A 14025-nucleotide genomic window follows, 5' to 3' on the forward strand; every position below is an offset into this window, starting at 1 on the left:
GACGATTGGGTTTTTAAAGAGGACTTTCCCTACCCTCTAGGTATTACTACTTTATGATCAATAAGTTACGGGTTTCTCTCCCGGCTCAGTCAACGGTTTTTCAGCCTGTACCTACTTTAATCATAAATCATCGTCATTGATGATTCCGGAAAAGCCGTCCTAGAAGGACGGGGCTTTAAACCCAGAATTTTTGGTAAAAAAAGATTATCCTGTAGTATACCAAAAATGTCTCAGCGTATAGGAAAAGGGTGAATGAGAACGATACCGCTGCTAGCTGCTACTATCATCAGCTTTGGTTTGACAAGTTTTGGTCAAGCTGAAGGTAAAGAGATTCCTGAGTATAAAGGAACCAAGCAGTTGATGGAAGGTCCATACTCCAATAACCTGGATGCGGCTTCATACTTTCAAGTTGGGGTGAAACTGTACGGACGTCGGGACTTTCCTGGGGCAGAGCGCGCTTTTCGTAAAGCCCTTGAGTTTGACCCCTATATGGCCATGGGACGTTATTTGTTGGCGAATACGTTTTTGCAGCAGGGTAAGAACCAGCTGGCATTGGAACAATACCAAATTGCTATTGCCCTTGACCCAACCTTGTCACAAGCTTATTACAACTTAGGCATTGCTTTTTACAAGGAAGGGGCACCCGATAGTGCGATCGCTGCTTATCGACAGGCGTTGTCTTTCAATCCTGAATCAGCTGATATTTATTATAACTTAGGGTTAGCCCTGGAATCTCAGGGTAATCAAGAACAGGCGATCGAACACTACCAAGCCACTATTCGCCTAGACCCAGATTATGGCAAAGCCTACTATAACATGGGACTGATTTTAGTCGAGCAAGACCAGATTGGACCAGCAACTACTGCACTCAGACAAGCAGTTCGCACTCAACCTAAATTGGAGAAAGCACACTACCAGTTAGGAGTATTACTGGTGGAGCAAGGGGAAAAGTCAGCGGCAGAGGAATCCTTTAGGGAAGCAGTTAAGGTTGACCCGAACTTGGCTCCGGCTCAGTATCAATTAGCGGTAATTTTGTTTGAGAAAGGGGAGTTGGCGGAAGCGATTACTCGGTTTCGCTTGGTGACGGAACTGGAACCGGAAAATGTGGATGCTTACCGACAGCTAGGGGCAGCACTCACAGCCAATGGTGAGTACGCCGAAGCAGTTACCACACTCAAATTAGCTGTGCAACTGGATCCTTACCACGCCTTGACCCACTACAACCTTGGTGTTGCTCTACAACAGCAAGAACAGTATGAGGAAGCCATGGCTGAATATCAGCAAGCTCTTAGCCTGTCTCCGGCATTAGCAGAAGGTCATTACAACTTGGGTGTAGTTTTAGAAAAGTCTCAACAGCGAGAGGAAGCTCTCTCTTCTTTGGTCAAAGCTAGAGAGTTATTCGCCTTTGCTGGTAATGAGGAGAAGGTGACAGAGGTTGATGAGTACATCAAGCAGCTAGAAGCACAAGACAAGTTGGTTGATACTCAAGAAACTCCTGAGGTAGACTCTCCTAAAATTCCACAGATGAAGTCTCCTGACATTCTGGAGGTAGAATCCCAAGAAACTCCTGAGGTAGAGTCCACTGAAACTGAACAGATGGAACCGGAAAAGTCTGAACCAGACAGAGGGATTCCTAAGCTTTAAATGGGTAAGCGGTCAATATCAGGGTTGGAGCCAATGATAACCATAAGCATATCTTTGTACAGAGGTTGATTAGGGTCAGGGTTAATCTCAAATTCAGCATCTCCTTTGATAGCCAGGACAGTCAAGCCATAGCGCTTGCGCAATTCCAGTTCCAAAATGGTTTTGCCATCAAATTTTTCTGGCACTCTGACCTCGACAATACTGTGCTTAGAGTCTAGGTCAAACCATTCCAAAATGGATGGTTTGGTGAGGGAGCGTGCTAAAGCACAACCTGCGTCATTCTCAGGAAAAACTACATGATCGGCTCCTACCCGTTTTAACAGCTTGCCATGAACTTCTGAGGAAGCTTTGGCAATGACGTAAGAAACTCCTGCTTCTTTTAAGTTGAGGGTGGTGATAATGCTTTCTTGTAAATAGTTACCGATGGCAATAATTACTGTATCAAATTCTAAAATTCCGGCTTCTTTCAAGGCTAAGGGTTCTTTTGAATCGAGCTGCACAGCATGGGAAGCTATTTTCTCGGTTAACACTTGGGACACTAGTTTTTCATCAATATCAGTACCCAGAACCTCATAGCCAAGTTGGTATAGTGTGGAACAGACAGCTCGACCAAAACGCCCTAATCCAATAACGGCAAACTGTTTATTCTCTTTGGGTAGGTTACGCAAGAATGTTAAAAATGATAGATTCACTTCGGCCTCCTTTGATAACTGCTATAGTATTTTTTTACTTGTTACTTGTTAATTTTTAAGTGTTAATTGCCATTGATAATTTGCCATTACCAAGCCAGCATACCTTTTCCATTGGATTATCCTACAAGTAAGTTTTCTTCTGGATAGTGAACTGAACTGGGACGGGGTTCTCCTAGTAGGGATGCCATGAGCAACAAAACTCCAACCCGGCCAATGTACATTGTTCCAATTAAAACTAGCTTTGCCCAGGTAGAAACGTCTGGGGTAATGCCTGTGGACAGACCGACAGTAGCAAAGGCTGAGACAACTTCAAATAAAATCTCAATAAAATCCATATTTGGCTCAGCTAGGGAAATTAAAAGTGTTGATAGAATTACTGTAGCGAATGACCCTACTAAGACTCCAATGGCTTTTAGAATTAGCTCAATTGGCACCTGGCGCTTATATAGATAAACCTCTTCTTTGCCTTGTAAAATTGCTTTGGTAGAACTAACTAAAATTCTTACTGTTGTAGTCTTAATTCCACCACCTGTTCCCCCTGGACTGGCTCCAAAAAACATCATTGCAATGGTAAGAAATAACCCGGCTGTGGTCATTTTACCAAGATCAATGGTGTTAAAACCTGCGGTTCTGGTGGTAACTGACTGAAACCAGGATTGGAGAAATTTGTCTGATAATGTTGAAGATCCTAAAGTGTTATAATTATTAAATTCGATCAATAAAAATGCGATTGCTCCCACTATTAACAAAAAGATAGTGGTGCTAGTGACTACTTTAAAATTAAGGGAAAATTCCAGAGACTGACGTCGTCGGAGAATGCGATCGCGCAACCAAAGATAAAACTCAAAAATTACCTGTTGACCAATGCCACCGCAGATAATTAGAGTTGTGATCACTAGATTGAGGAGAAGAGATGACTGATAACTTGTTAAACTGTCTGGAAACAGACTAAATCCAGCATTATTCCAAGCACTGATGCTATGAAAAATGGCTAACCAGAGTCCCTGGTATAATCCATAATCGGGAACAAACACTAGTAAAAGTAGAAAAATGCCTGTAATTTCAAAAATTATTGCTGTGGCAATGATGGAACGAATTAATGCTGCACTGTCTTGTAAACCTTGTCGATCTAAAGCTTGTTGAATGGCGATTTTCTGCTTCAATTTGAACTTGCGCCCTAGTAGTAAAATGAGAAATGTGGTGGTGGTCATATAGCCCAAACCGCCAATTTGAAAGAGGCCAAGCACAATCAACTGTCCCCAAAAGGAAAAATAGGAGCCAGTATCGACAACCACTAGACCAGTAACACAGACAGCAGAAGTTGAGGTGAATAGTGCCACCATCGGGTGAGTCCATGTGCCATCGCTAGCAGCAAATGGCATCATTAGCAAAAGAGTTCCGATGGCAATTACGGAAAGGAATCCAAGGCAAATGGTTCGGGGAATAGTCATGTCTCATTTGTTATTTGTCTTTGTCCTTTGTCTTTGTCATTGTTCATTTGTGATTTACCATCTGTCAAGACCCTTTTTCCTTAGTAGCGGATCACGGTGTGCCCCCGTTCAATTGGGTATGGTCTATGGAAGTGAGAACCGCTATAGTTGGTGATACGGAACGATGCTACTGGACATGATATGACATTAAGTCTTGAAAAATTGAGTCTTGAAAAACAGATTCAGGAATTTTATGATGCCTCTTCTGGCTTGTGGGAAGAAGTTTGGGGTGAACATATGCACCATGGCTATTATGGCTGGGCGGGTACTGAGAAGAAAAACCGACATCAGGCACAAATTGACTTGATTGACGAATTGCTCTGTTGGGCTGAAGTGGAGCAAGCTAGTACTATCCTGGATGTCGGTTGTGGGATTGGTGGGAGTTCACTTTATCTAGCGCAACAGTTTGAAGCAAATGTTACTGGAATTACCTTAAGTCCAGTTCAAGCATCACGAGGAACTCAACGAGCGCAAGAGGCTGGGTTGGCCACACAGGTTCAGTTTCAGGTTGCTAATGCTTTGGATATGCCTTTTGCTGATGAAACCTTTGACTTTGTCTGGTCGATGGAGAGTGGAGAACATATGCCGGATAAGAAACAGTTTCTTCAGGAATGTTATCGGGTGCTCAAACCTGGGGGAAGGTTTTTAATGGCAACTTGGTGTCATCGTCCGATAACGTTGGCGACGGGACAATTGACAACAGATGAACAGCACCATTTGGCTGAGATTTATCGGGTTTATTGTTTGCCTTATGTGATTTCTTTGCAGGAGTATGAGGAAATTGCTGGCAATTTGAATTTCCAAACTCTTCGGACGGCGGATTGGTCAGATGCGGTTGAACCGTTTTGGGATATTGTGATTGATTCTGCTTTTGAGCCGAAAGCGATTTTAGGGTTGCTTAAAAGTAATTGGAAAATTGTGCAAGCGGCACTGTCGATGGGGTTGATGAGTCGAGGGTATCGCCGGGGGTTGATTCGTTATGGGTTGTTGTATGGCAGCAAGTGAGGATTGTAACGGAAATCATTTGCTGATACCTTGAGTTATCAAAATCAGTTGTATATGACCCAAATCTGATGATTACTATGGGGTCATCCCATGTTAATTAGCAGTTTATTTTACGGAAAGGAGGTCAAATCCCGTGAAGTAATTATATATATAACAGTGAGTTAGTTGCCAATGGCAATTTGGCATGGGCAATGGTAAATCCATCGATTATTGTGGTAAGCACTAATGCTAGTAAAAATTAGTGCTATATTACTAGATTTTATCCTAGGTGGCTGAACGTGTTAGGTGGCTGTATCTTGTAGCTTTAAATTTTAATTAGGAGTAGGTCATGAACCACTTTACTGTGCTTATGGAGTTTTTGCGCGATCGCCAAAGATTCCTGAAGGAGGTTGACCAAGGGATTAGGATTGATATCAAGATTATCTCTTTATTAATTGCTAGCTCGGCATTTTTTGGGATTTATGGTGCAATTATCGGCTCGTTTAGTAGCCCTCTCCAGATTATCTCTTCAGCTATCAAATTACCGGCGTTATACCTCTTAACACTGTTGATTTGTTTACCAACTTTATATTTTTATGAGATTAGCTCAGGCTCTAAACGTAGTTTTGGGCAGTACCTAGCTTTGCTTTTGGCGGCGACATCTGTGATTAGTGTGATGCTATTTGGCTTTGCTCCTATCACTCTCTTTTTCCGTCTCTCGATTGATGATTATACATTTTTTCAGCTCTTAAATATAGTAATATTTGGCATCACTGGGTTAATTGGTGTCAATGTGTTTTACCAATGCATGGGATTGATCACTGAGCAAGAAGCTGAAGAAAACAAATATCGCACTAGGATTCTTAAAGCTTGGTTAGTGCTTTATGGATTTGTTGGTAGCCAATTGGGATGGACCCTCAGACCATTCTTCGGAGCTCCTGGGGAACCTTTTGCCCTATTTCGCGAGCTAGAGAGTAATTTTTATATGCATGTGTTGCAGTTAATTGGTAGAATGCTGGGTTGGGGTTAAGGCTTACTATTGATTTGCTATTTTGAAGCCACACTTGTGGCAGGTATAGCGCTGCGCGCAGCGCTATTTATTACAGCAGTTTTCAAGTCGGTCAGGTACAAATTTATGGCTTTTAGGGAGCAGGGAGCAGGGAGCAGGGAATAGGGAGCAGGGAATAGGGAATAGGGAATAGGGAACAGGGAAAAATTATGTGTATCTCAGGTGCGACTCGTGGCGAATTTAATAATTAGATGCGGAAAGCGCACCTCATAGTTATTAAAAACGCTGTATATCGATAACGGATGGGATTGTTTGGGTGAGATGCTGTTAATAATACTTGATTTATTCGCGGTGTGGTTTTAACTATTGGTGGATGATTGGGATTGGTACAAGATATCATAAAATGGTTAACAGGAGCGAGATGATATGTCATCAAATTTAGGTAATTTAGAGATTACGTCAGAGGATATCAGAAACCTGGTAGATCTGAATTTTGCTAAGCTGGTGGCTATTGATTTTTGTCGGGGGTTTATCTTTAAGAAGCCTAAGCATATGCTATCGGTTCTGTTAACTGAGATATTTATATTGGGTCTGAGTTTAATTTTATTTTTGCCTCCAATCCTGATTTTTATGAAAAATTCAGGCAATTTGCCTGAAGACCAGGCTGGGATAACTGGACTATTTACTATACTGGTGGGATTGTTTGTTTCAGGGATAGTGATTGGTAATGTATATCTTTATAAACAAGGAAAGCGAATTAAGTCTTTGGTTAGGTTAATGGATCAGGTTGATAACTATAATGGTGTGATTAAAGCGATTGATTTAGCTGAACGAATAGAGGCAATTGAGGGCTCAATTACTGAGTTCAAGCACTCTGAAAGCCGGAGAAAAGTAATTAAATCTCTCGCTATTACTAAAAAAAGTTTAGTTAATGCTTTACAAGTGGAAAATTTAATCAGAAGTCATAATAATTTAATTGAAGGTCGTCAGGCATTGTTAAGCAATCTTGATGATAATTTGGCTACTTTGATGGCTTTTGATCTGAGTGAGGAAACTGGTGAGTATGGTCGCTTACTGAATCAGTCTCTTCAGATTGGTATGAGTGTACATAAGGAGGTAATAAATTTACAAGGTAAGCGGTAGTTAGTTGAACGCGATCGCGTGGCCGAAAGACCAATATTGTCTGTCATAATGTAGAATTAAGAATGCAGAATGTAGAACGTATAATTACAAAGTCTTAATTCTTAATTCTTAATTCTTAATTCTTAATTCTTAATTCTTAATTCTTAATTCTTAATTCTTAATTCAAAAATAAGGTAAGCTGAGACCTAATCGTGATTAGATAACCATTTCTCTTTGATGCGTTGGATTTGTGCTTGAAAGGGAACTGCTTTTTCAGGATTGACCATGGCGATGAAGTTGGCGTAGCCTTGAATAGCTGCGATTACATTATTGGAGTTTCCCCAGTGTTTGCTGTCTGGACCGTCTTTTTCGATTTGATAGAGGGTGGCACGGAAGCGTTTTAATTGTTTTCTGGAAATATTGAGATGGTGGTTGACTACAATTCCTGTTACTTCTTGCTGCTGGGATTTGCGTAGGATTCGGGTCTTTTGTTGATTGATAGTAAACCCTTCGTGAGCTACTACGGAGCTGGTGCGTTTTAGGAGTTTACCGATAAAGCCGAGGCTGTCACCAGAGGCGGAGAAAGTAAGGTCATCGGCATAGCGGGTGTAAATAAAGCCTAAGTCTGTAGCTAGGGTGGTTAGTCGGTGGTCTAAACGACGGCACAATATGTTGGTAATGGCTGGTGAAGCGGGGGACCCTTGGGGGAGGTGGCGATCGCTTGTGGCTACGTAGTAGGTTTTGCTATCTAGTTCGACTTCTTCAATGTCCGCTTCTGTACAGAGTAATCCAAATACTGTTGCTACTGCTTCTGAATAACCGAATGACCGGAAAAGTCCTTTGACTCGTGGGTAGGAAATGGATGGGAAGAAATTTTTTAGGTCAATGTTGATAATCACATCAGCACCAACATGAGGCTGGGCGTTGGTAACTATGGAGCGATCGCGTCGAAAGCCGTGAGCTGCATTGTCTAGTTCTAGTTTTTCTAGTATGTTGCTGAGAATCCAGTGTTGTGCTTGTTTTAGTTTTGGTTTGGGTGCGGAAATTAATCGCTCTCCACCGGTTTTTTTGGGAATCTTGAAACGAATGTAGTGAGATATGGTGGCGGTTTTGCGATTAAATGCGAGAAAGCGTAGCTGTCCTAGGGTAATCCCCATGGCTTGAGCAATGTCTTGGGCTGTGCTAAGCAGGGGTAATTTATAGGTTTCTAATCGTATGCGATCGCTTTCGGTATGGTTTAGACCTCGGGATACTTCCTCACCGAGATAGAGTATTTCCTGTTCCTGGCGTATAGCCCACGCTTGGGCACGTTCGAGCCGTTGTTGTTCCCGTCGTTGTTTGGTTTCCTGACGCTTAAGCCTAGACTGGGCTAACCGTTCTTTTAACAACCGCTTACGGACTGCTTGTTCGTTTTGTAGTTTCTTACTTTCTTGGCGCAGTTGGGCTAGTTCTCGCTGGAGTTCTCCCCGCCGTCGAATTTCATCAGCTGGATCTTCTGGCATCTCACCTTCTGCTGGCCAAAATCCGTAGCGAATCATTTCTTCGAGGACGAATTCTTCTTTACCTATTTCGCGGATGCGATCGTAGAGTTCCTGACGGGTACGGGGTTGGTCTGACATGGGAACTATTTTTTAGTTTTTAAGGTTGGTTAAAGGTTGTTTGTTATAGCGCTATGCCCAGGGAATAGGGAACAGCGGATCACCGGAACAAAAAAGAGGCAAGAGGCAAGAGGCAAGAGATAAAAAATCCTGTGTACCTCATTAGGCTAGAAACCGCTATACATTTTTTACCATTGTCTTGATGAAGTCGCTGATGGGGGAAATTCCCTTTGGTGGCACCGGTACAGGCAGTTATGGCTGAGTGTAAACTTCGTATTTCCAATTTTAGCTGGCTGGACAAGACTGTTCCAAGCTGGTAAACAAAGCAGTAAGGGCCAGCCCTTTGTATACATCACAGCAGAGTCAGTTTTGACTAATGTTGCCAGATTTTCAGTCGCTGTCTGTAAACTTTTGTCAGTCAACCAGGAGCAGCCCTTGCACGTAATAAAGTCGCAAACCGGTATATAGGGTATCAAAGTTTTAACCAACTGCATAACGGGTAAATTGGCGCTTAAAAGCGGAATGAAAACCTAAAACGATATCAGAAGTGGGCACACCCATTTCCACCAACCTCTCAGCAACCGAGTCTTCAGTCCCATTATATTGAATCCAGATTTTGCCATCAATAATATCAAAGTGCATCACAGGACCAAATACCCGCTTATCTCCTTGCCAACCCACATAAGCCAATTGATAATGGTCGTGTTCCCTATCAAATATTAGCTCGGCTTTGACCGTATCCCTATCAGTAGGGGTTGCTATTTGGGAGTGTTCAGTTAAAATATGCTTTATAAATTGCCGATATTGCTCTATTTTATCCATTGCTTAATCTCCTCCAATTTCGGATCATAAATCATCAACTTGACTTGGTAACGTGTCAGAGCGCGTTGGATGAAAGAAAGCTTAAAAAAATCTTGATAAGTTTCATAAGGAATCGCTAAATAAACAATTCGCTCTGGTTCAAGTTCTTCAAGAGCCTGACAATAGTTAAGATATTGCCCTAACGCCGTATGAAATGTGCTGATATCTGAGTCGCCAATAAAGCTTTTGATTTCTACAGCAATTTTTGAGGTGCGACCCAAGGGCGATTTACTCGCCCATTGGAAAGCGCACCTATTCGGAATCTCGTTCAGCTGCGATTCCCATTTCTGCCGCTAAATCAATTTGTAATTTTACTGCCTCGCCAATCCGAATTGTGAAAGGATCATGAGTGATATTCCATCCGTCTTTGATCAAAGCATTTTTAACCTGTTGATGGAAAACGTCTTTTGCCATTTTGGATGTTTTTCATCCTTATTTTCATTTATTTAATTCTATCATCTACGGCATTGTTATTAGCTGTTGCGCATTTAAATTGGATAGTATTCATTCTCTTGATGTAAAGCGCGAGTGGTTTTGGGTTGGTTCATTGACCGAAAATCTGCCAAAGCCAATGGCAGTAAACTTATTTATCGGGTGCGTTTCACCTCTAATTACGACCCTGACCCAGCCATGGCCTGCCGCAAACAACATCAGGTGCCACTCGTGGCGAATTTAATTCTTAATGCGGAAAGCGCACCTAAGTTTTTGTAGTCAACTTTAGCATGCATGCCCGCCCTGCTTACTAAGGGTGGTTAGGGGGGATTCCTCTTGCCTTGCGGGTAGCGCTATATGCGTCTTGACAACCTGGGATGGCGAGCGTGGGCATAGGCATAATCACCATAAAACACAGACAGGCAAAGTATAAAGAGCACAATCAAGATTTTTTTCAGTTGTTTCATAGCTAGAACAACTAGTGTAAAAATTTATTCTTGACCGATGCTAATGTAATCACAACTATTATCACAAGTAGTTTATGATATTTTTTTTACTCTATTTTAATGTCCATCAGTAAATAATTGACTTTGTCCTACCTGTTGATTGAAAGGCTAAGCAGTGGATACATAAACCAATTTATCCTCAAACTTACTTAAAAATTAATTAGTCTGACTCGAAGCTCCTGACTGGAAGCTCCTGAATCGGAGGATAGTTGGTTATGTCGAACTGAGGTGATTTTAAATTATTAATTTTTAATTGACGAAAAACACTGATGGTCTATAGATAAATCAGCAGCTAAGATCGATGAATTAACATTTCAGATGTCATAGGAGATGACAATGTCTGTACCTACCCGTACTCCTTTACCAATTATCCTAATTCGTGGGTTTGGCGGTCTCAATATTCAAGAGGAACAGCGCTTAACCTATCAGGGCTTTAACCAAGGCACCGTCTATGAACACAAAAAGGGAACAAATGAGATTTATGAAGGATTAATCCTGAGTTTTCTCAAGTCAGACTGGCAATACCAGGATGCCACTAACGTCGTGACCTTTAGTAGTCGGGAGATTGAAGATGAACCAGCCCTGCCTCGGAAACTAAACTCTTTGCAGAAAATGCTCCAGGATGGCAAACCCCTGCCATCATCACTCCAGTGGTTAAAGGATAATGGTATTTTCGAGAAATTTAAGCGCCTAAAAGAAGAAACCTATACTCTAAACTATCCAGACAAAACTGAACAAAAAAGATATTTTTCAGGGGATAAAGTAGTCATAAACCCAGAGATGTCAGAATACTTTTTGGAGTCTATCAAAGATCCTTGGCGCTCCATTTGGGTATTTCGCTACTATGACCTAAAAGAGCGTAAATTTGACACCTATGGTAATGCCTTGGTGCGTCTGATCTACTTAATTCGTGAACTAACCGCAAATCAAGCAGGTGTTAAACCTAAGGTTAACATCATCGCCCATTCTATGGGTGGGTTAATCGCTCGTGAAGCAGTTCAAGTCACCTATCCCAGCCTTGGTCTTAAGGCTGAAGACTACATCAATAAAATTATCACTTTGGGCACTCCTCACCAAGGCATTACCTTCCAAATTTTAGAAGATTGGCTGGGGTTTGGGGGAGAACTAGGTGCTCAAGAAGAATTAGAGCGCTTTAATCTCAAAAATCAAAGTAAGCTCAACAACCCCTATTCGTTCCAAAATTTTGAGAAACACTTTCCCTTAGAACGACTTTTAACTATTGTTGGCACCAACTATAAGTCTTACAATTTTCGACAAGCCTCCTTTCTCAACCGCGTTTTCTCCCCGAGATATGAGTTTGGTTCTAACTATAACCGTAGTGATGGCTTAGTTAAGCAATTCTCTGCCCAAATTCCTGGGGCACCCCGTACCTTTATCCACAAATCCCACGGTGGTTTCGACTCCGTGATTACTTCCCGGGAAGCATTTGAAGTAGCAACGCGCTTTTTATTTGGGAATGTGCGATCGCGTTTACGTTTTGTCAACGGCCAAATCACTCGGGGTAAGGATTGGTTTGGCAAAAGTGAGTTCTTTCTGGGAGTATCCATTAAACCCCGTCTGGTGGATTTTGAACTGTTCCACCAGAGTGAGGCTGCGGAAAACTGCTATGGTCCGTTTATTAAAGAGGATTTGACCGACGAAAAGCCAGCATTTCCTTGGGCAGATGGCAAAAATCTGATCTGGGAAGGCTACCTGAATACCATATCAATTCTAGAGGATGAGAGTATCCCAGCACAAGAGAAAGACATGGTCTTACGGCTGGACTTTTACGTCGGTGAACGGGATTTGTTAGGTCTTGGTTTCTCTGATAATGTCATCTTCCGCAAACAATACTATATCCGGGTTCTGATTGCCAAGACACCCATAGAACTCTACCTCCATACCGATGAAAAATTTGCTCAGCCAGATTTTACCGCCAATCCCGCTGATAAGATGAAAGAAGTGGATGGTGCCTGGGAATTTAAAGTGCAAGACACTGGATTTGAAGGGACATTCCAGATCGAAATCGATTGTATTCCTGAAGATGGACATCCAGAACCGTTCCTTTCCGGGATAGGATAATGGGTAATGGGTAATGGGTAATTAGTAATGGGTAATGGGTAGTTGGTAATTGCTAGTTTATGATTACCGATTACCCTGACCCAAAAATCGAGCCACTATTTGGTATATTTGGTAAGTGATTAACCGGACTTTTAAATAGATTAATACTAGATTAAACCAATGGCTTCATCAAAATCAAAACGCAATGCTTCTGACTCCAAAACCTCTGGCAATCGAATTGCCTACCAGGAATTTGGCACTAGCAATGACGCTGCAGTTGAACGAGGGATTCAGGAACTTCCGCCAAATCAGCAAGATTTGCGGGTACAGGCATCACGGAAAGGACGTAAAGGAAAAACCGTTACAGTAATTAGTGGATTTCAATCATCACCAGAAACCTTAACCAAGTTACTTAAACAGCTGAAAGGCCAATGTGGTAGTGGTGGCACAGTTAAAGATAATACTATTGAAATTCAAGGTAATCATACTGATAAACTAGTGCAAATTATGATTAAACTGGGCTACAAAGCGAAAGTTAGTGGTGGTTAATGGTAAAAGATAAAATAAACCTGGATGTTTAAACAGGGATAAACGGATAACCTAAGATTAGTTTATCCGTTTTAACTACTAATCTTAATGACTACACTTAAATGACTAGTTTCGTAATCCTTAAAACATCGTGATCGGAACGAAGGTAGGGAACTGAGGTACTTCTGAATCCAGTAACAAAGGGTCGATGATACAACTTCCAATAAATGGGACTCAGGTCATGAGCGATCGCTTTTAGGGCTTTGAGTTCTTCTGCTAGTTCCGCTGCCAGTTCATTAATCCGTTCAGCGTGGTCATAAGCCTGTTGTGTGGCTTGTTCTATTTGGTCTTCCAGGGTTAGGGGTTCACTGATAGTAAGTGCTGGCTGTAGGTGCTGCTGTTTTTGTTGCAACTGGGCTTCTAAGGCTGCGATCGCATTATCGATTCCTAGTATCTCTACCGATCGTTGGGCGTTTTCACTGGCTTGACGACGGTAGGCTTGAGCGATCGCTTCTGGGGACTGGTCTTCTAGGATGATTTCCTGGCGGGTTAGGGTATCACGTTCAGCACGTAGTGCGGCAATGCTCTGGCGAATTGCGTCAATTTCTGAGTGTATTTGCTCCATTTTTGCCTTTAGCTATGAGTTTTATACTCTTTTTATATTGAACAGTCAACAGCCTCATCCACAAGGGGATCGGGCTTGTAACTAACAGGACTTACGCCATAACTATACCAGTAAGGTGCGTTATTAACGCACTCTACTATAGGGTTTGTATTTGAGATGTAAACCTAGGAGGTCTTGTTTTTTTGTCAAATAAAACTCCGGAGCTCTTGCCCCTCTTGGTTTTTCTCTAACTTCTGGTAATCTCTTGGTGTATCAATGTCAATTACACCTAATGGAAAAGAAATACTAAATACTTCGTTGTAGTATTTGTTAATTATTTTTTTTGCACCCACGGTCTCATCGGGTGCATCTCATTTTTGTAAAAACATCATTAATAAAGCATCCCATTTAGGTAAGCACAGCGTAAAGAAAGAATTTTAGGAACATTTTCAATATTCCATTGTGAGCCTGATATTTTAACTCGCATTCCTATT

The 14025-nt window shown here is 41.8% G+C and carries 12 protein-coding genes and 1 pseudogene; 7 read left to right on the forward strand and 6 right to left on the reverse strand.

Annotation, left to right across the window (positions count from 1 at the left end):
* The first annotated feature begins 252 nt into the window (after nucleotides 1-252).
* Entirely contained in the window at nucleotides 253-1644 is a 1392-nt protein-coding gene (locus F6K46_RS28290) for a tetratricopeptide repeat protein (RefSeq protein ID WP_293063467.1), read from the forward strand.
* Here F6K46_RS28290 and F6K46_RS28295 read toward each other — a convergent pair.
* Together F6K46_RS28295 and F6K46_RS28300 are read right to left on the reverse strand one after the other, a co-directional pair.
* Nucleotides 1641-2336: a TrkA family potassium uptake protein gene (locus tag F6K46_RS28295; protein ID WP_293063464.1), complete on the reverse strand. Its 696-nt coding sequence runs from the start codon at nucleotides 2334-2336 to the stop codon at nucleotides 1641-1643. The two genes, F6K46_RS28290 and F6K46_RS28295, sit on opposite strands and share 4 nt — an antisense overlap.
* Before the next feature lie 116 nt (nucleotides 2337-2452).
* Nucleotides 2453-3787 (reverse strand): TrkH family potassium uptake protein, encoded by a 1335-nt coding sequence (locus F6K46_RS28300; protein WP_293063462.1) that lies wholly within the window; start codon nucleotides 3785-3787, stop codon nucleotides 2453-2455.
* A 180-nt stretch (nucleotides 3788-3967) separates the two neighbouring features.
* On the opposite strand from F6K46_RS28300, the gene F6K46_RS28305 reads away from it, so the two are divergent.
* From F6K46_RS28305 to F6K46_RS28315, 3 genes are all read left to right on the forward strand, one after another.
* Nucleotides 3968-4831, forward strand: a complete 864-nt coding sequence (locus F6K46_RS28305) for a methyltransferase domain-containing protein (protein WP_293063460.1) — start codon at nucleotides 3968-3970, stop codon at nucleotides 4829-4831.
* A gap of 328 nt (nucleotides 4832-5159) precedes the next feature.
* Nucleotides 5160-5840: an actin-binding WH2 domain-containing protein gene (locus tag F6K46_RS28310; protein WP_293063458.1), complete on the forward strand. Its 681-nt coding sequence runs from the start codon at nucleotides 5160-5162 to the stop codon at nucleotides 5838-5840.
* A 405-nt stretch (nucleotides 5841-6245) separates the two neighbouring features.
* Nucleotides 6246-6962: a hypothetical protein gene (locus F6K46_RS28315; protein WP_293063456.1), complete on the forward strand. Its 717-nt coding sequence runs from the start codon at nucleotides 6246-6248 to the stop codon at nucleotides 6960-6962.
* 185 nt (nucleotides 6963-7147) lie between these two features.
* Here F6K46_RS28315 and F6K46_RS28320 read toward each other — a convergent pair whose 3' ends face one another.
* From F6K46_RS28320 to F6K46_RS28330, 3 genes and pseudogenes are all read right to left on the reverse strand, one after another.
* Nucleotides 7148-8560: a reverse transcriptase domain-containing protein gene (locus F6K46_RS28320; RefSeq protein WP_293063454.1), complete on the reverse strand. Its 1413-nt coding sequence runs from the start codon at nucleotides 8558-8560 to the stop codon at nucleotides 7148-7150.
* 459 nt (nucleotides 8561-9019) lie between these two features.
* Complete coding sequence (locus F6K46_RS28325) at nucleotides 9020-9361, reverse strand: XisI protein (RefSeq protein ID WP_075897749.1); 342 nt, start codon at nucleotides 9359-9361, stop codon at nucleotides 9020-9022.
* Nucleotides 9349-9814: pseudogene (locus F6K46_RS28330) on the reverse strand (XisH family protein). Before F6K46_RS28330 ends, F6K46_RS28325 begins: the two are co-directional and overlap by 13 nt.
* 120 nt (nucleotides 9815-9934) lie before the next feature.
* Between F6K46_RS28330 and F6K46_RS28335 the strand changes: the two are divergent.
* From F6K46_RS28335 to F6K46_RS28345, 3 genes are all read left to right on the forward strand, one after another.
* Nucleotides 9935-10111 carry a hypothetical protein gene (locus F6K46_RS28335; RefSeq protein WP_214607747.1) on the forward strand — a complete coding sequence of 59 codons (177 nt, stop codon included), beginning with the start codon at nucleotides 9935-9937 and terminating at the stop codon, nucleotides 10109-10111.
* A 563-nt stretch (nucleotides 10112-10674) separates the two neighbouring features.
* Nucleotides 10675-12420 carry a hypothetical protein gene (locus F6K46_RS28340; RefSeq protein ID WP_293063451.1) on the forward strand — a complete coding sequence of 582 codons (1746 nt, stop codon included), beginning with the start codon at nucleotides 10675-10677 and terminating at the stop codon, nucleotides 12418-12420.
* Nucleotides 12421-12579: 159 nt separating this feature from the next.
* Nucleotides 12580-12948 carry a translation initiation factor gene (locus F6K46_RS28345; protein ID WP_070391866.1) on the forward strand — a complete coding sequence of 123 codons (369 nt, stop codon included), beginning with the start codon at nucleotides 12580-12582 and terminating at the stop codon, nucleotides 12946-12948.
* A gap of 97 nt (nucleotides 12949-13045) precedes the next feature.
* On the opposite strand, the gene F6K46_RS28350 is transcribed toward F6K46_RS28345, so the two are convergent.
* Nucleotides 13046-13552: a hypothetical protein gene (locus F6K46_RS28350; RefSeq protein ID WP_293063448.1), complete on the reverse strand. Its 507-nt coding sequence runs from the start codon at nucleotides 13550-13552 to the stop codon at nucleotides 13046-13048.
* Nucleotides 13553-14025: the final 473 nt, after the last annotated feature.

It is taken from the genome of Moorena sp. SIO3E8, assembly GCF_010692445.1.
In the GTDB taxonomy this organism is placed as follows: domain Bacteria; phylum Cyanobacteriota; class Cyanobacteriia; order Cyanobacteriales; family Coleofasciculaceae; genus Moorena; species Moorena bouillonii.

Excerpts from the sequence above, each read along its gene's own strand:
- F6K46_RS28290 (WP_293063467.1), top strand. The coding sequence starts at position 253 with ATGAGAACGATACCGCTGCTAGCTGCTACTATCATCAGCTTTGGTTTG.
- F6K46_RS28300 (WP_293063462.1), bottom strand. The coding sequence starts at position 3,787 with ATGACTATTCCCCGAACCATTTGCCTTGGATTCCTTTCCGTAATTGCC.
- F6K46_RS28305 (WP_293063460.1), top strand. The coding sequence starts at position 3,968 with ATGACATTAAGTCTTGAAAAATTGAGTCTTGAAAAACAGATTCAGGAA.
- F6K46_RS28310 (WP_293063458.1), top strand. The coding sequence starts at position 5,160 with ATGAACCACTTTACTGTGCTTATGGAGTTTTTGCGCGATCGCCAAAGA.
- F6K46_RS28315 (WP_293063456.1), top strand. The coding sequence starts at position 6,246 with ATGTCATCAAATTTAGGTAATTTAGAGATTACGTCAGAGGATATCAGA.
- F6K46_RS28320 (WP_293063454.1), bottom strand. The coding sequence starts at position 8,560 with ATGTCAGACCAACCCCGTACCCGTCAGGAACTCTACGATCGCATCCGC.
- F6K46_RS28325 (WP_075897749.1), bottom strand. The coding sequence starts at position 9,361 with ATGGATAAAATAGAGCAATATCGGCAATTTATAAAGCATATTTTAACT.
- F6K46_RS28340 (WP_293063451.1), top strand. The coding sequence starts at position 10,675 with ATGTCTGTACCTACCCGTACTCCTTTACCAATTATCCTAATTCGTGGG.
- F6K46_RS28345 (WP_070391866.1), top strand. The coding sequence starts at position 12,580 with ATGGCTTCATCAAAATCAAAACGCAATGCTTCTGACTCCAAAACCTCT.
- F6K46_RS28350 (WP_293063448.1), bottom strand. The coding sequence starts at position 13,552 with ATGGAGCAAATACACTCAGAAATTGACGCAATTCGCCAGAGCATTGCC.